At 40.5% G+C, this 21,967-nt stretch carries 20 protein-coding genes; all 20 read right to left on the reverse strand.

The features are described 5' to 3' along the window. Positions 1 to 48: 48 nt before the first annotated feature. The 20 genes from INP51_RS11680 to INP51_RS11775 all read right to left on the reverse strand — a co-directional run bounded on the left by INP51_RS11680 (position 49) and on the right by INP51_RS11775 (position 21,785). Positions 49 to 876 (reverse strand): purine-nucleoside phosphorylase, encoded by an 828-nt coding sequence (locus INP51_RS11680; RefSeq protein WP_193735023.1) that lies wholly within the window; start codon positions 874 to 876, stop codon positions 49 to 51. Continuing rightward, entirely contained in the window at positions 860 to 1,651 is a 792-nt protein-coding gene (locus INP51_RS11685; RefSeq protein WP_193735024.1) for a nucleoside phosphorylase, read from the reverse strand. The genes INP51_RS11680 and INP51_RS11685 overlap by 17 nt, the downstream gene beginning before the upstream one ends. Before the next feature lie 15 nt (positions 1,652 to 1,666). Beyond that, on the reverse strand, positions 1,667 to 2,719 hold the full coding sequence (locus INP51_RS11690; RefSeq protein WP_193735025.1) for an S-methyl-5-thioribose-1-phosphate isomerase: 1,053 nt from the start codon (positions 2,717 to 2,719) through the stop codon (positions 1,667 to 1,669). A 2-nt stretch (positions 2,720 to 2,721) separates the two neighbouring features. Next, positions 2,722 to 3,336 carry a class II aldolase/adducin family protein gene (locus INP51_RS11695; protein ID WP_193735026.1) on the reverse strand — a complete coding sequence of 205 codons (615 nt, stop codon included), beginning with the start codon at positions 3,334 to 3,336 and terminating at the stop codon, positions 2,722 to 2,724. A 309-nt stretch (positions 3,337 to 3,645) separates the two neighbouring features. Further along, positions 3,646 to 4,428, reverse strand: a complete 783-nt coding sequence (locus INP51_RS11700) for a DeoR/GlpR family DNA-binding transcription regulator (RefSeq protein ID WP_193735027.1) — start codon at positions 4,426 to 4,428, stop codon at positions 3,646 to 3,648. Between the two features lie 226 nt (positions 4,429 to 4,654). After that, positions 4,655 to 5,509 carry a class II fructose-bisphosphate aldolase gene (locus INP51_RS11705; RefSeq protein ID WP_193735028.1) on the reverse strand — a complete coding sequence of 285 codons (855 nt, stop codon included), beginning with the start codon at positions 5,507 to 5,509 and terminating at the stop codon, positions 4,655 to 4,657. Between the two features lie 12 nt (positions 5,510 to 5,521). Further along, complete coding sequence (locus INP51_RS11710) at positions 5,522 to 6,469, reverse strand: aldo/keto reductase (RefSeq protein WP_193735029.1); 948 nt, start codon at positions 6,467 to 6,469, stop codon at positions 5,522 to 5,524. Between the two features lie 17 nt (positions 6,470 to 6,486). Continuing rightward, complete coding sequence (locus tag INP51_RS11715; protein ID WP_193735030.1) at positions 6,487 to 6,984, reverse strand: hypothetical protein; 498 nt, start codon at positions 6,982 to 6,984, stop codon at positions 6,487 to 6,489. A gap of 14 nt (positions 6,985 to 6,998) precedes the next feature. Then, positions 6,999 to 8,387 (reverse strand): L-fucose/L-arabinose isomerase family protein, encoded by a 1,389-nt coding sequence (locus INP51_RS11720; protein WP_193735031.1) that lies wholly within the window; start codon positions 8,385 to 8,387, stop codon positions 6,999 to 7,001. Beyond that, complete coding sequence (locus INP51_RS11725; RefSeq protein WP_193735032.1) at positions 8,380 to 9,342, reverse strand: carbohydrate kinase family protein; 963 nt, start codon at positions 9,340 to 9,342, stop codon at positions 8,380 to 8,382. Before INP51_RS11725 ends, INP51_RS11720 begins: the two co-directional genes overlap by 8 nt. Before the next feature lie 2 nt (positions 9,343 to 9,344). Then, positions 9,345 to 10,526: an MFS transporter gene (locus tag INP51_RS11730; protein WP_193735033.1), complete on the reverse strand. Its 1,182-nt coding sequence runs from the start codon at positions 10,524 to 10,526 to the stop codon at positions 9,345 to 9,347. Between the two features lie 110 nt (positions 10,527 to 10,636). After that, positions 10,637 to 12,193: a response regulator transcription factor gene (locus INP51_RS11735; RefSeq protein ID WP_193735034.1), complete on the reverse strand. Its 1,557-nt coding sequence runs from the start codon at positions 12,191 to 12,193 to the stop codon at positions 10,637 to 10,639. Beyond that, a complete protein-coding gene (locus INP51_RS11740) occupies positions 12,190 to 14,010 on the reverse strand; it encodes a sensor histidine kinase (protein WP_193735035.1) in 1,821 nt (606 codons plus the stop codon). Before INP51_RS11740 ends, INP51_RS11735 begins: the two co-directional genes overlap by 4 nt. 78 nt (positions 14,011 to 14,088) lie before the next feature. Further along, on the reverse strand, positions 14,089 to 14,931 hold the full coding sequence (locus INP51_RS11745; RefSeq protein WP_193735036.1) for a carbohydrate ABC transporter permease: 843 nt from the start codon (positions 14,929 to 14,931) through the stop codon (positions 14,089 to 14,091). 1 nt (position 14,932) lies between these two features. Further along, positions 14,933 to 15,757, reverse strand: coding sequence for a carbohydrate ABC transporter permease (locus INP51_RS11750; RefSeq protein WP_230406782.1), 825 nt, complete (start codon positions 15,755 to 15,757; stop codon positions 14,933 to 14,935). 103 nt (positions 15,758 to 15,860) lie between these two features. Then, complete coding sequence (locus INP51_RS11755; protein ID WP_193735038.1) at positions 15,861 to 17,156, reverse strand: ABC transporter substrate-binding protein; 1,296 nt, start codon at positions 17,154 to 17,156, stop codon at positions 15,861 to 15,863. A gap of 23 nt (positions 17,157 to 17,179) precedes the next feature. Then, the gene (locus tag INP51_RS11760) at positions 17,180 to 17,980 is read right to left on the reverse strand and encodes a ThuA domain-containing protein (RefSeq protein ID WP_193735039.1); all 801 of its coding nucleotides are present in this window, start codon (positions 17,978 to 17,980) and stop codon (positions 17,180 to 17,182) included. Positions 17,981 to 18,006: 26 nt separating this feature from the next. Further along, entirely contained in the window at positions 18,007 to 19,059 is a 1,053-nt protein-coding gene (locus tag INP51_RS11765; RefSeq protein ID WP_193735040.1) for a Gfo/Idh/MocA family protein, read from the reverse strand. Positions 19,060 to 19,085: 26 nt separating this feature from the next. Beyond that, positions 19,086 to 20,171: a Gfo/Idh/MocA family protein gene (locus tag INP51_RS11770; RefSeq protein WP_193735041.1), complete on the reverse strand. Its 1,086-nt coding sequence runs from the start codon at positions 20,169 to 20,171 to the stop codon at positions 19,086 to 19,088. A gap of 309 nt (positions 20,172 to 20,480) precedes the next feature. Further along, on the reverse strand, positions 20,481 to 21,785 hold the full coding sequence (locus INP51_RS11775) for an alpha-L-fucosidase (protein WP_193735042.1): 1,305 nt from the start codon (positions 21,783 to 21,785) through the stop codon (positions 20,481 to 20,483). Between the last annotated feature and the right edge of the window lie 182 nt (positions 21,786 to 21,967).

The following is a 21,967-nucleotide window of genomic DNA, read 5'->3' on the forward strand; positions in this document are numbered from 1 at the left end:
ATAAAATGATAAATAGGCATTTTTCAGCGTGATATCGCTTTCATCTTCTTATATATTTCTCACAATATGCTTCAGATATTCTTTAAACTCCTGTGCGGATTGGGCCGCAATCTGATCCACTTCCCTGCCATCCACCGGGTTATCATCGATTCCAGCCGCCATGTTGCTGATCAGGGAGATGGCAAGTGTCCTCATTCCACAGTGAGCAGCCGTAAGAGCCTCTGTAACGGTTGACATTCCGGCCGCATCTGCTCCTGCTGCTCTTAGAAAGCGAATCTCTGCAGGCGTTTCAAAATGGGGGCCCACCTGATAGGCATACACGCCTTCCTGTATTCGAAGATGACATTGTGGTGCCAAACTTTTCGCAAGTTTTCGCAAATCTTTATCATAGGCGTTACTCACATCGAAGAAACGTGGACCAATCCGGTCATCGTTCACCCCTCGAAGCGGAGACGCACCCGCTAAATTGATGTGGTCCTTGATGATCATCAGGTCCCCTGGCCGATAGCCCGTGTTGATGCCCCCCGCTGCATTGGTAAGGATGACTGTCTTTACACCCAGCAGTTTGAACAGACGGATGGGTGCCGTCAGCTGTTCATAGTCATAACCCTCATAATAATGGAATCGTCCCGACATGCAAACAATCTTCTTCCCGCACAATTCTCCCAAAATCAACTTACCGGCATGTGATTTCACTGTGCTGACCAGGAAACCTGGAATCTCTTCATATGGAATTTCCACCGGGTGTTTGATATCTTCGGAAAGTCTTCCAAGCGCCGAGCCCAGGATCAGCGCAATCTGCGGCTCGAAATCAATCTTACTTTTCACATAATCAGCGCTTTTCTCAAAATATTCAAGATTAAAATTGTATTTCATTCGTACTTTCACTCCTTTTCCTCTTTTTTATCAGGATTCTTATCCCTTCTGTCACTGTTTGAATGGCAAGATCCAGATCCCTTGTCGTCTTGGAGGAAAGTCCTGCCCTCTCCCTCTCTTTGTTCCATATAACATGCAGGACAGCTCCGGCCCGAAGTCTCCTGACTTGAGATACAATAAACACTGCGGCACACTCCATCTCAGATGCGAGAGCTCCGGCGCGAATCCACGCATCGTAATGTTCCTTCAAGTCTCTTTCTGCCGGCATCCGATCGGGCATGTGCTGGCCATAATAGGAGTCCTTACTCTGAACAATGCCCTTATGCACTTTCACGCCGACTTTCTCTGCCGCCTCATCGAGCGCACGCACCACATCAAAATTTGCTGCCGCCGGGAATTCGCCATACACATACTCCTTTGTGGTACCTTCCTGGCGAATAGCAGCTGTCGGAAGAATAAGTTCTCCACTTCGAACTTCCGGCTGCATTCCCCCACAGGTTCCCAGACGAATCACCGTATCCACCCCAATCATTGCCAACTCTTCTACTGCTATGGTAGCCGACGGACCGCCCATGCCCGTGGAGATGACCAAAATCTTTTCTCCGTCCAAATACCCCTCATAGCTTGTATACTCCCTATGTACAGACAGGGGTTTTGGATTTTCGAGATATCCGGCAATTACTGCGACACGCTCAGGGTCTCCCGGCAAAATTGCATATTTGGCACCAATCCCAGAGTCCAGATCGATACTGCTGCCATATACCTTCTCGTTCATAATTACCTCCCAAAGTTATTTTCCCTCTGTTTGAAAATAGGCACCCAGCTGATACGGTGAAAATACACCCAAATCCGTCACCACACCATTGCACAACTTGGGCGGTGTGATATCAAATGCCGGATAATAAGCCTTTACCCCCTCCTTTGTAACCTTTGTTCCCATAGCATCCATGACCAGGTTGGGATCACGGTACTCAATCTTCACACTATCAATAGTCTCATGCGCCGGACTTGGTGTGCCTGTCACAAAATAAGGAATATTATGATATGCAGCCGCCAGGGCAATCTGAAAAGTTCCAACCTTATTCACCACATATCCATCCATGCTTATCACATCCGCGGCAGAGGTAAACACATCGACCTGTTTATCCTTCATAATAAAACCTGGCATATTATCCGTGATGACAGCAACATCGACACCCATATCACAGGCAACACTTGCCGTCAGCCGGGCACCTTGAAAATATGGCCTCGTCTCTGCACAGATCATCTTTATATCATTGCTTTGTCTGTGGCATTCCCGAATCAGCGTGCCGATAATCGTCTCCGCAAAACATTGGGTCATAATCGTGCCTTCCTGTGGAATCAGATCTGCAAGATATTTTCCGACCTTCTCATACTTGCGGTAATTATTATTGATGTAATGAAATGCGTACTCGCGCAAAGGCTCCACGATTTCACGCGCACATTCATCTTTCTTTACGTGATCTTTTACCACTTCCACTGCACCATCTACAATCTGCACCATCTTTGATACCGTTGTGGGGCGGGCATGGGAAAGCGTGTATGCTGCCTTTTCCATATAGATCACCAACTCATCGCCTGCCATCTCTTTGGCCTCATGTGCAGCCAGTGCCATGCCCATAGCTGCAGCTGTATAGGGTCCTCCACTTTGCGTTACCATATCGGCAATCGCCTGCGCAACCTCCCCATGAGTTTTGCAAATTACATACTCCGTTTTAATCGGATATATCCTTCGATCAAGAATTCGAACGACACCATCCTCGTACCATGCCACATTCTCATACTGCAGAAGAAAACCCATTCCTTCATCCGCTCGCTGCATTATCATCTCTCCTTCATATATTTCACATATTTGTCATCAATCAACCTAACATCGCCATTGCTCAAAGCGAGACTATATATCTTTGCCGAATCCTCGACGTACACTGCTCTTGTATATGCCTGCTCCAGATTCTCACCCACAGCAAGCACCCCATGATTAGCCATCAGGCATGCATTCCGCTCCTTTAGCTTTTTCACTGCCTCGACGCCGACCTTTACTGTACCCGGAACTGCAAAATCTGCCACTTCAATATCGCCGCCCAAGAAAGGGACCATCTCGATTAATATCACCGGGATCTTCCAATGATTCACGGCAAATGACGTGGCATACGGGGAATGGGTATGAATAACAGCCGATACCTCCGGCTTACAACGATAGACCTCTGCATGCATACGCCACTCAGATGAGGGTCTTTTCAAACCTTCCAAAATCTCACCATCAAGGGTCATCCGCACCAAATCTTCTTCCGTCATTGTGTCATAAGGTATGGAACCGGGTGTTATGTACATGTCGCCCGTAGCATGGTCAAAATAACTTAAGTTTCCACTGGTTCCGGCAAATAACGCTTCATGATAGGATCTCTTCGTTACTTCCAGAAGTTCTTCTCTTATTTTCAAAAATAAATATACCTCCATCTTTTTGTTTTGTGTTGTTTTGTATTTAATGTCAACATAATACCACACTCCTTATAATTCCGCAACCATTTTTCGTTATTATTTTTATTTTTTTTGTAATTTTCCTTGGTATCTTATGGACTTTTTTCAACATTACTTTTATTTTTCCCAAATTATGTGAGGTGATTTTATAACATTCATCCATATATCCTGATAATCAGAATCTTTTTGTACAATATAACAGGCGTTGTTTCATGTCCCGTCAGATGTACGGTCCATAAAACAACGCCTGTTAAATCTCACAATATTCCATTATTTTTCACTCTCAATAATATGTATCTCGTATTCTTTTAGGTGCGTCCTCCAGTCTTCCGATACCTTTTCATCGGTAATCAAGATATCAACACTTTCGATCGGGCTAGTTCGCACGAATGCAGATCGGTCAAACTTTGTGTGATCTGCTATCAGGCATGCATTATCCGTGCATTCCAATATACTCCGATGAAGCTCAGCAATCATATCCTCTGAATCATGAATCCCATAGACCATATCCAAACTGGTACACGAAATAAATGACTTGTCGAAACAGTGTTGTTTTAAATACTTAATTGTCTCAATTCCAAAGAATGCCTGACTCTTTTGATCAAAGTCACCGCTCGGAACACAAAGCTGTATATTTCTGTATTGGGATACTGCCTCCATCACAGGTAAAGAATTAGTCATCACAGTCAACGGAATATCGGATAAAAATTCACATAATGCAAATACCGTTGTGCTGTGATCCAAAAAAATGCAGTCATTAGGGTGTATAAGCTGCACCGCCTGCTTTGCCATCCGTTGTTTTTCCTCACGCATAACGAAGGACTTGATTTTCTGGGGAACCGTTATATTCTTTCGAAACGAAAGCGAAGCTCCTCCATATGTTTTAATCAGAAATCCTTCGTTGCTCAGTAATTCGAAATCGCGTCGGATCGTCTCCGTACTGACAGAGAACAGCTCCGCCATCTCTGCTACCGTCACATTTTTCTTTGTCAATAAAATTTCTTTTATTTTTTCTCTGCGTTCAATCGATAACATCTTCTTTCCTCGTTTCATATATATTAAGTGATCGTAAATTAAGCTTTTGCTGTGAACTGCAATAGAGCTACTTTTATTCATAATAACATAAAATCCATCTTAATCACAAGATATAGTATAAAACAAATCAATGAAGTGGAAAGAAAGAAACAGGCTTCATCAGTGGCTCGTTCGGCGATTCCTTATTTGACCCGCTAAATGTTTCCGAAACTGATATCCTCTAATTCAACTGGCCACACATAATTTAAAGAGAGAACTTATTGGGATTTAATAGTCTTATTTTATCTACAACAAACCTTATCATGTCATCTTTATTACTCTGCAGCAAGCTCACGCCGTCATCTTTCATCTTTCCAGCAGTAATGGTTGATTCCATGCTTCGATACAGTGCTCTAAAGTATTCTGTTGCAATATTAAACTTGCTCATACCAAGATTTACTGCCTCTTGTATCTGTTCTCTGGGTATATCGGAACAACCATGTAATACTAATGGAATATTCAGAGCTGATCGAAGTTCTGAAATTCTCCTAAAATCAAGATTCGGTGTTTTTACATAAGTCCCATGTGCATTACCAACGGCAACTGCGAGAGAATCACATCCGGTCTTTTCTACGAATTGAACTGCCTGATCAACATTGGTATAGTGCTGCGAATTAGTGATGTCATCTACACTACTTCCACTCCCTACATGACCTAATTCTGCTTCGACATCAATTCCAAAAACCTTGGCAACTCTGACCACATCTTTTGTCAATGTAATATTTTCATCATATTTTAGGGAAGACCCGTCGATCATGACAGATGGAAACCCGTCGCGAATTCCGCTTAACGCGATTTCATAAGTGTTGGAGTGATCTAGGTGTACTCCAATTGGAACACTCACCTTTTTTGCCATATCACACGCTGTATATGCAATATACTTTAGTGCCACATAATCACAAAGTCCAGGGTAAAACTGAATAATCAGGGGTACCTTTTCCTGCTCCGCTGCAAGAATCGCATATTTAATTGTTTCAACATTGATTGTATTGATGGCTGCAACACCATATTTGTGTTCCGTTGCATGTATTAAAATGTCTTTTACCTTAACTAAAGCCATGATCTGTTCCTCCTATAACTCCAGACGATCAATGGTATCGTCGATTGTTTTCATCTCTTCATCAGATAACTTCCATTCAAATGTTTCCAGATTTTCATATGCATGTTCTTTACTGCGCACGCCTACAAGTGCAGTTCCAACATAATCCTTTTGCGTGCTCCAGTTTAGTGCGACTTGCGATACCTGTTTGTCATGATTGCCGGCGATTCTGTCTAAAACTTTTAATAACTCCATTATCTTTGAAAACTTAGGTTCCTTAAAGAAATCATAAAAGCTGCCCCGCACATCTCCTTTGCCAAACTGTGGCACCTTCCGGTACTTTCCGGATAAAACGCCCCCGCCCATGGAGCCATAAGTTAAGGTATCAATCCCTTTCTCCCTTCCCCACAACATCAGATCAAGAGAGCTTTTCTCTACCATAGAAAACGGAGGCTGCTGCACATCAATCTGTCCAAACTTCTCCGCTTCTTCTATCTGTTCTTTTGAGAAATTAGACACGCCTATATGTCTTATAAATCCTCTTTCTTTTAGCGACATAAGTGCAGACATGGTCTCGGCGATTGGCGTCGACACATCTGGCCAGTGAACAAAGTAGAAATCAATATAATCAGTATTTAAATTCATAAGAGAGCTTTCAATTTCCCTCATGAGATTCTTATAACTCGCATTTCTGATATAATCGCAAGTGTTGATATCCGGAATTAAACCACATTTTGTAGAAATCATAATCTTAGAACGATCTATCTCTTTTATAATTTTTCCAACGATTTTCTCCGAAGTGCCGTTTCCATAGCAGGGTGCTGTATCAATTAGATTAACGCCTTTATCCAGTAATACATAAATCGCTCTCAATGCTTTATCTAAGTCAAAGCCTCCGAATGAGTCCCCTCCAAGAGCCCAGGTCCCTATTGCCAAAGCCGAAACATCCACATCTGCTCTTTCAAAATGTTTATACCTCATCTTATAATCCTCCTCTTCTATAATACAATCTCTGCCTGATCATCCTCTGATAATTCATGGGCAATCATATCATTATGAAATGTTCGTCCCGGAAGCATACAAACAATATGTACCTCCTCTTTGGTAACTGGAAATTGTGTTCCGTGAACAATCAGTGGATTCAGCTTGACGAATGTACCACATGGTACAAAAAAAGCTTCAAGATCTCTGGCCGAAAACGGTTCATTTGGAATTCCCGCAAAGATTATCACATCACCGTCCAGCGGTAAGATTCCCTCACATGTCTTTGCATGCGCCTCCAGAAATTTCACAATATTTCTTTCCTGTTTACGGACATCACATACAGATATCGCAGGCATTGTTTCTACGCCGAAATCGAGAGAAATAAGGTCAGCAAAAAATCCCTGACGAAAGATTGACCTTTCCCTCATCTCATCATTATTAAGAAGATTCATAGAAATACCATATTTCAAAAAACTACGATCCGATAAAGATTTTACTTTAATTTTTCGCATAGATGTTTCCCTCCTTACAGGCTATATATTCCCTGTTCCTGTGCATCATCAAAGTGGATGTCCAGATAACGTGCAGCCTCTCTTAGCACTGGCAGATAATGTCCATATGTGCAGCCCAAATGGTGAATATATGGTCCAAACATCAGTTTTTCCTCCCAACGTTTCCAGTCGTCTGTCTCCATCCAGACATAGGTACCATTTGTCTTTGGTCCTTCTGTTGTTTTCGCCTCTCCCGAAAAAAGATAGTATTCACCATTCAAATCATCGAATCTGCAGACCGTGAGATCCCCCTGTTTTAACATAAAGCGTTCCTGACCATCTACAATCTTTGCCTGTGATTTCTCATCTTTCAATGAATACGGGAAGGGCCCGCAATGCCACAAAAGTTCTGCATTGTCATTTTGTGGGTGTCTGATTGTTAAGTCGGCGAGGAATTCAGATTCTTCAAACAAATTACAGGCTCTCAAAATAGCCAGGGAGATTGCCCCGTTAATGTCTGTTTCACAGGCAAGGGGCATACCAATATCCGCCAACTCTCCTAACACTGTGCAGGGACACAGGCCTATCATTTTTGGAAAAGCAGACCAACACTCGAATGCACCCACACTGCAGTCTTTTTCTTTTAGTGTCTGTTCTATTGCAATTTTCATAGCAGCAACTTTTTGCATCTGCTCTTTTTCCATTTGGGCAGAGCTCATGCGACTGGTTAAGTCCTTGTAATATGCCAAAAAAGTTTTCTCATTTCCTGCAATAACCTGATCCATCTTTCTTACAATCTCAAAAGGCGAAACCGGAACCACAGTAATTCCAAAACGCTGCAATAAAGCTGCCTCATTCGTCATAACACTCATAAATGTCTCTGGACGCTGGCCAATCTTCGCAATCCTCAATCCCTTCAGACTCGTTATAACAGCTGCAGTCCGTATGAAATTTTCATATCCTTTAGAAAACTCCTCGCTATCCGTCTCGCAATTAAAGATATAACTATATTTAACGCCATAACGGGCAAGTGCTTTTGTCGCAGCAAACATGCCACACTGTGTATCACGTCCCCTTTGGACATCCGTATTAGGTCTTTCGTCCCGGTTCCCCCATATTAACGTTGGAAGCATGAATTCCTTAGCAATCTTGGCAACAACCGTTTCTTCTCCAAAATCACAAAAAGGAATAAATAACGCATCAATGCGGGCTGATTTAAACTTTTTAATTACTTTCTTTGCACCCTCATAATCATATACGATCCCGTTTTCACACAGGTCATCAATGTCTACAAGATCAACATGATCACTTTTTATCGACCTGATTACATTCATAAAACTCTTTTTTTGTCTGCATGCTTCTTCCATGCTTAAGAAACTTCTTTTTGTGGGTGCCACCCCCAATATGAGCTTTTCATTATACATTTTCAACACCTCTTTCATATTTGTTTACACGCTCATCCAGCTCATCTGAGTGAATAAGACCTGTTTTCATAAACTCTATAGCTGTATCGTAATCTGGTATCCCGGCTCTTCCTCCAATTTTTGTACATTTTATCGCCGATACCGCACTTGCAAATCTTGTTGTCTCTTCCGCAGAGAACCCCTTTAACAATCCCACAACAAAAGCACCATGGAAGACATCTCCGGCTCCTAACGTGTCCTCAACTTTAACTTTATATGCAGACACTTCAAAATACCCTTCTCTGCAAAATCCACAAGAACCTTTTTCTCCAAATGTAAAAACAACGATCTTAGGACCCCTGACATAGATGCTTTCCAGATTCTTTCTAAATTGATCCGGATTATCAAACAGTTCGCTATAAACAAATTCTGAACCGACAAAGACATCAATCATCGGAATAAGGGCCGGTAAATCATCTGTATAAGAATCAGCATCTATCATGATCTTAATTCCTTCTTCTCTGGCCGCTTTCACAGCCATTACTGTTGTATCATTAATTGATGATATAAACAGATATCTTGTATCTTTTAAAATCTCTTTGTCAAACTCGATTGTGCTGAGATTCTTTGCAGTTCCTCTGCGATATAAGATACTTCGTCCCATCGTGTTTTTGTCACTGATTACTACTGAAAAACCAGTTGTCGCATCTTGTCGGACAAGCAATCTGCCTGTATGAATGCCGTGCTCTTTAAAATCCCTGATGCAAAGCTGTCCAAACAAATCATCTCCCACCGCACCACTAATCGAACATTTCGCGCCCAGTCTTGCTGCTGCGATAATTCCTGTTGAAACCTTGCCTCCTCCCTGCCAACTCAATCTGTTAACCGGCCCGGATGTATTAGGCAAGGGATATTCATCCAGATTGACAGCCAGATCCCAACAAGGCATATCAATTCCCACAACATCAAATCCCATATCTACCCTCTCCTTTTTACAGAACCAACTTGAATAATTCTAAAATAAGTTAAAATAAATCCGCTCAATACGAACAAAATTATGGATACAAATAAGAATGCTTTTCTAAAGCCTATGTAGTCTACAGTTAATCCGCCTATGAATGACCCCAGAACAGCACCCATTCCCATCTGTACTGTGCCAAGAATTCCCTGCCCTTGCGAAAGTTTCCCCTCTCTTACATTCTTCCCAATATACAAAGCCGCGCAATAATATGTAGTCATATAAGTTGTTCCCTGTAAAAGTTGTGCCAGAGCAGCTGAAAAAATGGATTCACCTGTAAAAATAAAGATTCTTATCGCAGTCATAAAACATGAAAACAGTAAAACTGGTATTTCCCCGACTCTCTGCCTTATTTTATCAATAACCAGAAGAACCGGAACTTCACTCAATGCAGACAGACAATTCATGATCCCAATTTCTCTTTGTGAATACCCTTGTTGAATCAGATATGGTCCCATAAATCCCGAGTAAAAGCTAAGTCCGATCTGGCATATCAAGACAGAAAACAAAACCAGATATATTTCATTCGAAAGGAAAATATTACTTATTGATATTATCTTGATTGGTTTTATCCTTTTTTTCGTCGATTTAATTTTGTTAAGCTTATCATCTTTAGGAAGAAAAGAGATCAAAAGTAGTAAAAGAGCATAACTACAACTGCTGAGTGCAAACTGCATCTGCGGATACCTTTTCAAAATAATTCCCGCAAAAACTGCCATTGCTGCATAACCAAGGGTGCCTCCTAACCTCACCCATGAGAAACTGATCCCAAGAGAGCCCGTGAGACTGATAAGCAACGCATCACTTAAAGGAATTATGCTCAAAGTGAAAATATTCACCAAAACCGTAGCAAATATATAGCTCGCGAAACTATTTCCTATGTAATATGCGCACATTGCAAAACAGCTGCCGGCTACCGCCACGGAAAGTACAAGCTTTCGTTTTCCTCTGGAATCACTGAGTTTTCCCCAAAAAGGCTGCACGAAGATTGCTGTTATCGGGCCAATCATTAATAATATTCCAATCCTTGTCGGCGAAATTCCTTTCGTGGAATAATACGAACTAATAAAGGGTGTATAAAAGACCCCACTGATATAGACAAAAGCATTGATAAAGAACAAAAGAAGTCCTTGTTTTCTCATACTTTTAGAATCGCTCTCTTTCCCTCCCTGTAATTTGTTAGTCTAAGAATACCATCTTCTTTTAATTTTTCTTATAACTTTTTTTACATATCAATATGATTATTTTTTCTTCATAGTTCTTTGGAAACAGACTCACGATATTGTTCAGGAGTCATCTTAAAGTTTTTTCTGAAAGTATGGATATAATGTGATACATCATTATATCCGACCTCCATGGCAACTTGTCCAATTTTTAAATGACGATTTTCCAGTAATACCTTTGATTTTTCCAGTCTATAATCGATCAGGTACTTTGAAAAAGTCTTTCCCGTTTTTTTGCTGAACAGACGGCTTAAATATGAATAATTCATAAAATACTTTGATTCAGCCAGCTCCCGCAAAGTTATATCTCGATAATAATTTCGATTGATATAATTGAGAATGTCCTCAATAATTCCACTGTTCATTTCTTTTGTCTTTCTGGATCCCTTACAGACATAAGTAACTGTTTCGTCAATCCATTTTTCAAGATCCAAGATCCGGTTAAACCCATATAAATCATATCGCCTTGAAAAACTCAATTTGCTGTCTCCATTACTTGCATCTGTCTCTATATCCATTCTGTTTTCAAAATCACTGATTATTTTTAATAGAGATATCACAACCTCATATAGATTTTGCACTGATCCGCCTGAATCTATAATTTCGTCAAATGTATGATGGATATCTTTCATTACACTCATATGATCTCCGGTACAGAGTTCATCCATAATCCTAAATTCCCATTTTTTCTCTACAATATTCCTCTTTTCAGGCATACGATTGAATAGATATAACTTGTTCCATCCATCAATCAGCCGTTGATTAATGGAATAAATAGATTCCTTGTATGCCTTATACAAATCCCTGTTGTTCTGATAGATACGACTTAATCCAGCTGTCACATTGTGGCTGTGACAGACATACAAATAATTGATAAAATCACTAATCTGCAAAGAAATCAGTTTCTGATCATCCCTCGCATCAATCAGAAAAAGAATATAGATATACTCATTATTAATTCTGCTGAAGAAACCTGTCATCCTGCAAGAATAGATTTTACTTTTTATCATTGCATCAAAATTTTCTATTTCTTTACGACACTCGGTCTGAAAAATCAAGACCTGAAATTCATCTGCTTTCCTTGTCAGGAATTCCGGTATAATCTGTTTTTGAAGATCTTCATTTTCCTCCAGCGTTTTCATCGTAATATACTGTTTATATACATCATCTTGAGCTTTAAGTTTTAATCTTGCACTGGCCTTTCTTTCATCTTCAATTTTCTCCGTTACTTTTTGTAAAGGGGAAATCAGATTGCTTTTAAATACCGGTTTTATAATATAATCCTTTACACTATATTTTATTGCTTCACGTGCATACTCAAATTTTTCATGTCCTGTGATCAAAATTACGTATACATTTGGAATGTTCGTATAAACATACCTTGCAAGGCCGAGTCCATCCATCCCAGCCATCTCAATATCAGAAAGGACAAGCTGTATATCATGATTTAATGTCAGAAAATCAATCGCATCTTCTGCACTTTCCATCTCCTTACATACACGAACTTCCAGAGAGCTTTCATTAATAATTTTGGCAATGCTTTTTCTCGCATAAAATTCATCTTCAACCACAATAGCCTTAATCATCTAATCACCTTTCCTTCTTCGAAACCCAGACATTTCAATCTGATTTCCACATTCGTCCCTGAACTTACAACACTTCTCACTCTTATAAAGCACTCATTGCCATAATAGTTTTTTATTCTGGCATTAACATTCTTAAGTCCTATACTTTTTGACCATTCTTCTTCATCCAGTACCGTCTGGCTGTCAGTCTCATTCTGAAGAATATGATTGATTTCAGTTAATTGATTATTTTCAATTCCTTTTCCATCATCCTGCAGATTTATAATCAGATACTGATCACGACGTTTTGCTGATATTCGAACATGTATCTGTTCTTTTCCGCCTTTTGAATACGCATGCTTGAACACATTTTCAAGTAAGGGCTGTAATATAAATTTGATGATTCTTTCGTTCATAAGACTTTCGGGAACATCATACTGTACCTCGATATTGTCACGAAATCGAACCTTCTGTATTTTTATGTAGGCATCCACGATATTAATTTCATCTTTCAACTTTACGAACTTTGTTCCCCGCACATTATATCGCATGATCATGGACAAATTTTGTGTCACTTCCACAACATCCGGAACATTTTCCAGCTCCGCAATAGATCCAATTACATTCAAAGTATTAAATAAAAAATGAGGATTTATCTGATAACGCAGTGCAATCGCCTGTGTAGTTCTTTGATTCTTCTCATATATGATTTCTTTTTCAATGTAATTGTTTATTTGACGGACGAGATTGTTATAGCTTATCATGACACTATGAACACTCTTGCTGGTCCTCATTCCTTCATAATTGACAATCTGCAAAGATTCCGGAGAAGTGTAATTACTGATCTTTCTTTCAAAATAAGTCAGAGGTCTTGTCACCATTACGTTCGTCCACAGAAAAAACACTAAGATAGTAATTAAAACACCTATCATCAAAAATACATTAACCTGATTTGATTTATTAAGAGTGCTTAACATCTGTCTTTCGGATTCAAACTGCACAATCGTAAGTCCTGTTATCATATTATATTTTTTTATAACATAACCTTTTTCACCATTGATCATTGTTTTTGTCGTGCCATAAGGATATTTTTTATTCATCACTTTCCTGGATAGTTCGCTTACAGGGTTTCTGGCTGTCGACTCAGGTGATTCGCCTTCATCAATCTTAATAACAGGCCTGTCTCCATAAAAAAGAATATAGCATCCATCTTGTCCTTTGATACTGTCCTTCACAACCTTTTCCAAAGCATTATAATCTATATCAACACAGATCACTGCCAATTCACTGTTAAGATAAGCATAAATAGGATGTATAGCTGTAAATACTTTGCCTGCAGCAAGATTACTGCATCTTTCATAAGGCTGCGTGTAATAGGTTCCCGTAAAACCATTCCTGATATTTGCTGATTTCTCTTCCTGAACAAAATCGAGATATTTCTCAAATACAGATGCCTGATTACTATATACATTTCCTTTTTCCGTAATAATAGCAGCCTGGGCAACTACTGAATATAACCCAACAATATGTTTCAGGGCATTATCCATATACATTGTTTCCTCAAACTTGGTTTTCTTATCGTCCATAACCTGATCCGTGAGTAAGATTTTACGTGCAGTAAAGTCAAAGTAATGTATCTGATTAAGAGTTTCCATACATCCTAAGGAGTTGTTAAGGGATGCTTCAACGCTGTCACTGGAATTTTCCATCCTATTAACTTCGCTTTGAATGATATCTTCTCGTTTCGAAAAATATGAAGAAATAATGACCGCAAATCCTATAAACAGAACAATTATTATCCACATAAAGATTTTACTTTCTTTATAATCCTTCTTCATAAAAAGCCTCCAATTCATACCGAATATCAAAAAAACCTATAGGGACGCATAGCGTCCCTATAGATATTTATTGAATTGTTATGATTTCACCGCACCTTGTGTCAAGCCGGATATAATATGCTTTTGCGCACATGCATAGACAACCAATACAGGAACCATAGAAAGCAGAAACGATGCGAAAGCAAGGTTGTAATCATTGGAATATTGCCCGGTAAAATTATACTGGAACAATGGGAGGGTAAACATTTCAGGTGACTGATTTAATAAAAGAAGCGGCATCTGAAAGTCATTCCAAATCCAAAGAACATTCAAAACCAAAATCGTTGCAAGCATTGGTTTGATAAGCGGCAGCACTACTTTAAGATATCCTGTAAAGGTGGTGCATCCATCAATATAGGCAGCTTCCTCCAGATCTCTCGGGACTGATTTCACATAATTTACCATAAGATAAACCCCCTGAGAGGACGCCAGTGTCACATGCATGATGATCAGTCCTGTTATGCTGCATAAATTCATTCTTCCCAGATACATGACCAAAGGTACCATGATCACCTGAAACGGGACGAAGATTCCTATCAGCAACGTGTAATAGATGATTGAGTAATACTTGCTTTGTTCCATATTTCGTGCTATTGCATAGCCACACATTGGAATAATGATTATAATCAGTAGTACCGATGTTACGGTAACTTTAATTGAATTAGCAAAAGACGACGCTGCATTTCCTCTTTCAAAAACACCTTTAAAATTTCCAAGGTAAAATCCAGTCGGCAATGAGAAGAAGTTTTCCGCCGACTGTGTCGGTGTTTTAAAAGCAGTGATCACTGTTAAGAATAATGGATATAAAATCACCAGCAATCCGACAAACAGAAAAATATAACAAACTGCCTTTATTGCAATATTACTCTTACTTTTGTTCATATCACTCACCTACCTGACTCTTACCAGATGCTTTTAACGATAGTGCTGCTACTATTGCTACTATGACAAAAAGTACCATTGATTCCGCAATAGACCTAGAAAACTTCCCCTCGGCTACAGCATGTCTGTAAATCAACAATCCAACTGCTTCTGTGGCCTGTGCCGGACCCCCATTCGTCATAACCTTAATGTAATCAAAGATCGTAAGACCTGCTTTTGTCTGTGTTATGACTACTATATTGATAGTGGGCAGCAAATAAGGCATTGTTATATGACAGAATCGTGCCCATCTTCCTGCTCCATCCATTGTTGCTGCCTCTTGGAGGTCCTTCGGTATACTTTGTAATCCTGCCAGAAAAAGTACCATCGGCTGAGCACACCCCTGCCAGAGATTGACTATAAGAATTCCAACAACAGCCAGCTTTGGATTTGCCAAAATACTGCTGGATAAAGATTTGTTTCCAATGGATGCTCCAAATTGTGGAATTGCCCTCAAAAACAATTCATTCCATATAAGTCCCACCGTAATCATACTTAATACTGCCGGGACAAAATACACAGATCTGAAAAACGTTGAAAACCTTTTGACACTGTTTAGAGCAAGAGCACATATCAACGCAACTAGAGTCACACCAATCACGATAGCAACTGTGTACTTAATATTAAACAATAAAGCTTTTCTGAATCTACTATCAGATAATACCGCCAAATAGTTCTTGATTCCAACCATATTATAACTTTTAGAAATACCATTCCAGTCAGTAAAACTATAAAACAAGCCGATAAACATCGTGACCAGAAAAAATACTATATATAATACCATCATGGGCAAAGTGAAAAGGAACATGGTTCTTTTTCTTTCTTTGTTGCCTCCATGACTACCACTAAAACCTTTTGTTCTTTTCATTTTACCCCACCAGCTCCCCTGTTTACTCGCTTAAAGAATCCTGATAGTCAGCAGATAATTCTTTCAAAAAATCATCAATATTTCCACCCAATAATACTCCCTGCAGCTTACTTCGCTTTGTATCCTCGAATCCAGTCGGCGTAGGAAATCCATCCGATTCAGATCCATGTTCATCCACGTAATCGAAGAATTCTTTAAATTGTGGGACGTCATAACTGATATCTTTCACACAGGATGGGCTCTTGTCATTATCTGTATAAATCTGAGCTCCCTCCTTACTGGCACAAAACGCAAGAAATTTATCGATTGCATCCATTTTCTTCGGATCATCTTTTACCTTGGCATTGACACAAAGCCCCGTATCCGGGGTTACGATTGCTTTCATATCTCCTTTATCGTTTGGCATCATTACCATGGATACATTCAAATCCGGATTGCTGTTTAACAATGCAGGAAGCGCCCAGCTTCCCTGAGGAAACATCCATGCCTTTCCTGTCGCAAACTCATTAATCCCCTGTTCATATCCGAGTGCCAGAGAATCCTCACTGGCATACTTCATAAGTTCTACCATCTTCTCCAGAGATTCTTTATACTCGGGAATTGTAGTGAAATCAGTCTCTTTTTTGTTCATCTTTTTAAATATATCAGTATGTTCGCCTAGATCTTTACTCTCAATATTTCCCCACAACTGGGAAATCACCCATGCTTCTTTGCCAGGAAGAACGAAGGCATTTTCTCCTTTATCTTTAATTTTTTTTGCAAGTTCGATCAGTTCCCCCCATGTTTTCGGCGGCTCATATCCTGCCTCCTTAAATTTATCGACATTGTAATATAGGCCCATAAAATTCAGGTTATAAGGCATCATGAATATCCCTTTGTCTGTTTTTACTGAATCAATATACTGAGAATCTATGTTTTCTAAATACTCTTTATCTGAGAGATCCAGTAAAAGTCCCTCTTCGGAAAACTGAATAAACTGTGCGTTTGTCGGCCAATGATTCATCAAATCCGGTAAATTATCACTGCTGGCTCTTGTCATCAAAACTTGATCAGAGTCTGGGACAAGATTTTGGTTGATTTTAATTCCAGGATTTTTACTCTCAAAGGCTTTGATTACTTTATCGTAAGTTTCTCCTGCCTCACGTTTGCCTTGAACAAACTCTATTTCAATCGTTCCTTTTTTACTACTTTCTCCACTTGCAGATATATCTGCCTTTGATGATCCCTTATCCTCATTTGATTTATCTCCGCAGCCACCCGCTGTAACAAACATCGCTGCGGCACATAAGCATGTAGCAATTTTCATATATCTCTTCATGACTAGTCCTCCTCGTTCTCCGGCTACTTCTGAAAGGCCGGATGATCTTTTGCATCCAGAAGCAAAAAGTCGTGATCTTCCAGTTCATATGTTTCAAGTGCCGGGGTATTCGGACCGCCGCGGTCAATCTTGCATGCACGTTTTATAGGACATGCCCATTTTACGGCATTTGTAATAATCTTTTGGATTTCAGGCTGATAATAAATTGGGAAGGTCTCATGTCCATCCTGCAGATAAAAGATTTTGCCCTCGCCTCTGTGCCAGGTACATCCACTTCTGAAAACTTCTCCGCCCTGGTACCATGATAAAAAGATAAGTTCATCAGGATTTGGTATGCCAAAGGGCTCACCATATGTCTCATCATGAGGTACGACGAAAGTCTCGCCAATTCCCTGTGTAATGGGATGATTTGGAGCCAAATTCCAAAGTCTCACTTTTTCTCCCGCTTCGCGCCAGCGAACCCAGTAGGTTTCTGTGCCCAATAACTTTTGGAAAAGTTTTGAAGCGTGAGCTGAATGAAGAGCTATCAGACCCATTCCCTCCAACACCCGTTTTGCACAGCGATCTACCACTTCATCACTAACATCCGGATGCTTTGCATGTCCCCACCATATCAACACATCCGTATCATCCATAACTTCCTGAGTCATAATTTCTTCATGATCTTCTAAAGTTGCAATTCTGAGTGTTCCAATATCGCTGTCCTTTTCCAGAAAACTTCTCAGTGCCCCATGAATACTTTCAGGATATACTGTTTTCAGCTGTGGTATTGTACTCTCGTGAAAGTTTTCATTGTATATTGTCACATTAATCTTTCTATCCATAATATCATTCTCCTTTATTCTTTTCGTTATGATTCGAAGTAAACAGGTTCCCCGGTTTCTCCGGACTCAAAGACTGCTTCCATAAGCTGCATCACTCTCTTGACCTCAGTCATCTTAATCAGGCTTTCTTCTTTTCCTTCTATCACCCTCATGACATTCTGATAAAACTCTCTGATATCACTTTCTATAAGGGGCAGCTCTTCTCTATGGATATTCTCTTCTCGTCTGGGAGCCATTGTTTTTGTCGGCCCTGCCGCAGTCAAGACAGGCATCACATCATCCGCACCATTGCCCCGTGCACATACAATTTCACCTTTCTGTGCAAAATTTTTAATTTCAGCTGTGCCCTCAGATCCTAACACATACCATCTTGGCAATGAAATAAAATTGCTTGTTCCCGCTTCAACTAGCGCAACAACTCCAGATTCCATTGTAAGTTCCACAGTAAATCCATCATCCACCATCAGATTCGTGACGTGTGTCAAGGCAGCATATACTTTCTTAATTTTCTCACCCCTGAACATTTGAGTGATCTGATCAAAGAGATGTACTCCCCAGTCGAGAACCATCCCGCCCCCATGCTCTTGAAATTGTCTCCAGTGGTCAGCCGGTATTCCTATGGATCCATGAACCCGTGATTCTATCCGCCATAAACCTCCAAGTTTATCCGTCTTTATAAGGTCTCTCACCATCTTGTAGTCCTGATCCCAGCGTCGATTCTGATGTATGGTCAAAAACTTTCCAGTACAGTTTGCTGCATCAATCATCTCCTGAACTTCCACACTTGATATCGCTGCCGGTTTTTCACAGACAACATTTTTCCCGGATTCCAAAGACAAAATGCTGAGTTTCTTATGAAGATCATTCGGGGTCGCGACTAAAACAAGATCACTTCTCTGGTCGTCCAGAAGTTCGTCAAGATCTTTATAAACTCGAAGTCCCTTATCCTCAGCATCTTTCTGTTGCTTCTCATCAATATCATATATCCCGGAAATTGACAAATCGTCTATTTTCTGAATCAAATCATAGTGCCAATGTCCCATGCCTCCGAATCCAATGATTGCTATTTTATGTTCCAACCTATATATGCCCCTTTCTTCTGTCTTCAGAATTTAATTTTTTCTCCTGTTTTGGCTGACTCCAGTACCTTTTCAAGAAGTCCGGCATTGATCAATCCATCTTGCAAAGTAGCGGCAAGTCCATCCGCCCGCCCATTAATAATATCCGCAAAACTCTGAAGCTGATCACTCATGCAGTGATCTGGTACAGGAACTGTCATAAAGCAATGGCCATCACGCATTGGGCGATTTCCCATATTGATTTCGATCGAATCCCCTGTCTCATCTTCAAGGTTATACCTCAGTGAGCCTTTTTCTCCATATATCTCAATACGCTGATAATTACCACGCCCATAGGCAAAACGTGTAATATTCAAATTTGCAGCGACCTGACCCTCCAACTGGCTCATAATCGTAACATAATCATCTACTGTGACATCTCCCATACCACTTCCGTCAGGCATAGGACGCTGTTTAATAAACGTATCCGTATCGGCATTGATATAAATAAATTCCCGCCCTGTGATAAAGCGCACCAGATCAATCAAATGGCATCCCAGGTCTCCCAAAGCACCGGATCCTGTACGTTCTTTCATGAAACGCCATACCAAAGGGGTCTGCTCACCATCTTTGGAGGCTCCGGGAAGTCCCCATGATTGTAAATATTCTCCATTCACATGATAGATCGTTCCCAACTGTCCCGACTGTACAATCTCACGCGCATAACGTGCGGCCCCTTTGAATCGATAAGAGAAATTCACCATGTGTGGAATATTCTTTTTTCTGGCAGCATCCATAATTTCTTTTACTTCTTCACTGGAATTACAAACGGGTTTTTCCACTGCGAATGGAATTCCTCGCTCGATTGCAGCCATAGCCACTTCATAATGTACATCATTAGGTGTGGCAACTGTAATTGCATCAACTAGCCCGGAATCCATCATATCCGTGTACTTTTCAAACCAGTTTTCTCTGCTTACGCCATACATGTTTCCTTTCTCTTCCATCATTTCAGGGAGAATATCACAGATCGCTGCCAATTTTAGGTCTTTACTGGCATTAATTCCTCGCATATGTACATTGGAAATACCACCACATCCGACAACCCCTACCCTAATTACTTTGTCTGCCATACATAACAACCTCCTTCTAAAAAGTGTTTATGAACATCTTCTTTTATTGAATGTCTATATTATAGCAAAGCGTTTCCTCTGAATATATAAAATTGTTTACTAACTCCATATGATTATTTTGTCTTGGAGTATCATTAGGTTCAATTTTATCTCATAATATCTGTTTATTTTGTCACTTTCTGACATATATCAATGTAAAAAATATTATTTTAATTTCACTCTGCAGACAAGCAAAAAAACGCCATCAAAACTACTTATAAGTAGTTTTGATGGCGAATAGTTCCCTGAAGTACTTTTTCACTCCTCACATCACTTTAACGTTATCTCAAGAACGGTATCTACATCATCCGGCAGAACCGGATCCGGTCCCAAGTCTGCGAATACAATATCCGGATAATCACTGTGAACCCAGCTTGTGGAGACCGGGATCTCTGCTCCTGTAGCCAGCCAACGGATCTTCTCGACTTCTTCTTTCCTGATTCCCATAAGCGGAATCGGTCCTATCGTATTCTCAAAAAGATGAAAGTATAACTTCTTTCCTTTCCTGGTGATCCTTCCATAATCTGGCTTTTCAATCCCGGCTTTTGTGCATCCGTAGATACTTTCACTGTTCTTTTTCATCCATTTTCCAATCGTCTTTAAGATCGCCATTGACTCTTCGGGTATGTTGCCTCTGGCATCCGGTCCGACATTCAATAGCATGTTCCCACCCTTTGACACACACTCTACCAGCTTCTTGATCAACATACCGGCAGGTTTGAAATAATGATCGTTCGCACAATAACCCCAGTTATTATTCATAGTGACACAGGCTTCCCAGATCAGATCCTTCCCGTTCACATCACAAATTCCGTTCGGAGGAATCATCTGTTCCGGACTCACGAAATCTCCGTGATATGGTTTCGGATTGCCCTCAGCCAGAGAGCCATGACCTTCACCGCTTACTTCCAGACGGTTGTCGATGACGACGTCCGGCTGCAGGGATCGAACCATATCCATCAGTTTGGTGGCATGCCACTTTTCCCCTCTCATATCATCATAAGAGAAATCAAACCACAAGACATCCAGTTTCCCATAATTAGTACAAATCTCGCGGACCTGGTTATGCATCAGCTGAAGGTAATTGTCGAAGTTTCTGTTTTCATTTCCGTATGCGGGATTGTTCCTCATTGGGTGGTTTTTATCCCGGTAATGCGGATAATCCGGGTGATACCAGTCCAGAAGAGAGAAGTATAATCCGACTTTTAGTCCCTCTGCCCGGACGGCTTCCACGAATTCTGCGACCAGATCCCGTCCGCACTTTGTATTCGTGGATTTAAATTCTGTATACTTACTGTCAAACAGACAGAATCCATCATGATGTTTTGCAGTCAGAACTACATACTTCATGCCGGCCTCTTTCGCAGCTTTTGCCCATTTATGTGGGTCGTAGTCGGTCGGGTTAAATTCATCAAAATACGGCATGTAATCCTCTTTTGGTATCTCCTCTGTGCTGCGTACCCACTCTCCGCGGGCGGGAATCGCATACAGTCCCCAGTGGATAAACATCCCAAATCGGGCATCTTGATACCACTCCATACGTTTTTCGTATCTTTCCAAGTCAAACTGATACATTCTTATTTTCCCTCCTGGTCTTATATTATAGATGTTGGGGTCAAAATTAATTTGACCCCTTATGATACACGGATTGTTACGCTCTTCGAGCTCTCACAATCCTAAAAACATTCGAATTCCACCCTAATCGGGTTGCGTTCTCATGTTTTTACGGGTCCCAAGGTCATGCTTTTTCATGCAAG

This window comes from Blautia liquoris (genome assembly GCF_015159595.1).
Taxonomy (GTDB): Bacteria; Bacillota; Clostridia; order Lachnospirales; family Lachnospiraceae; genus Novisyntrophococcus; species Novisyntrophococcus liquoris.

Excerpts from the sequence above, each read along its gene's own strand:
- INP51_RS11725 (WP_193735032.1), bottom strand. The coding sequence starts at position 9,342 with ATGGGATTTGATGTTGTGGGAATTGATATGCCTTGTTGGGATCTGGCT.
- INP51_RS11690 (WP_193735025.1), bottom strand. The coding sequence starts at position 2,719 with ATGCAGCGAGCGGATGAAGGAATGGGTTTTCTTCTGCAGTATGAGAAT.
- INP51_RS11745 (WP_193735036.1), bottom strand. The coding sequence starts at position 14,931 with ATGAACAAAAGTAAGAGTAATATTGCAATAAAGGCAGTTTGTTATATT.
- INP51_RS11735 (WP_193735034.1), bottom strand. The coding sequence starts at position 12,193 with ATGATTAAGGCTATTGTGGTTGAAGATGAATTTTATGCGAGAAAAAGC.
- INP51_RS11720 (WP_193735031.1), bottom strand. The coding sequence starts at position 8,387 with ATGTATAATGAAAAGCTCATATTGGGGGTGGCACCCACAAAAAGAAGT.
- INP51_RS11710 (WP_193735029.1), bottom strand. The coding sequence starts at position 6,469 with ATGAGGTATAAACATTTTGAAAGAGCAGATGTGGATGTTTCGGCTTTG.
- INP51_RS11755 (WP_193735038.1), bottom strand. The coding sequence starts at position 17,156 with ATGAAGAGATATATGAAAATTGCTACATGCTTATGTGCCGCAGCGATG.
- INP51_RS11700 (WP_193735027.1), bottom strand. The coding sequence starts at position 4,428 with ATGAAACGAGGAAAGAAGATGTTATCGATTGAACGCAGAGAAAAAATA.
- INP51_RS11685 (WP_193735024.1), bottom strand. The coding sequence starts at position 1,651 with ATGAACGAGAAGGTATATGGCAGCAGTATCGATCTGGACTCTGGGATT.
- INP51_RS11750 (WP_230406782.1), bottom strand. The coding sequence starts at position 15,757 with ATGATGGTATTATATATAGTATTTTTTCTGGTCACGATGTTTATCGGC.
- INP51_RS11775 (WP_193735042.1), bottom strand. The coding sequence starts at position 21,785 with ATGTATCAGTTTGACTTGGAAAGATACGAAAAACGTATGGAGTGGTAT.
- INP51_RS11730 (WP_193735033.1), bottom strand. The coding sequence starts at position 10,526 with ATGAGAAAACAAGGACTTCTTTTGTTCTTTATCAATGCTTTTGTCTAT.
- INP51_RS11680 (WP_193735023.1), bottom strand. The coding sequence starts at position 876 with ATGAAATACAATTTTAATCTTGAATATTTTGAGAAAAGCGCTGATTAT.
- INP51_RS11740 (WP_193735035.1), bottom strand. The coding sequence starts at position 14,010 with ATGAAGAAGGATTATAAAGAAAGTAAAATCTTTATGTGGATAATAATT.
- INP51_RS11760 (WP_193735039.1), bottom strand. The coding sequence starts at position 17,980 with ATGGATAGAAAGATTAATGTGACAATATACAATGAAAACTTTCACGAG.
- INP51_RS11705 (WP_193735028.1), bottom strand. The coding sequence starts at position 5,509 with ATGGCTTTAGTTAAGGTAAAAGACATTTTAATACATGCAACGGAACAC.
- INP51_RS11715 (WP_193735030.1), bottom strand. The coding sequence starts at position 6,984 with ATGCGAAAAATTAAAGTAAAATCTTTATCGGATCGTAGTTTTTTGAAA.
- INP51_RS11770 (WP_193735041.1), bottom strand. The coding sequence starts at position 20,171 with ATGGCAGACAAAGTAATTAGGGTAGGGGTTGTCGGATGTGGTGGTATT.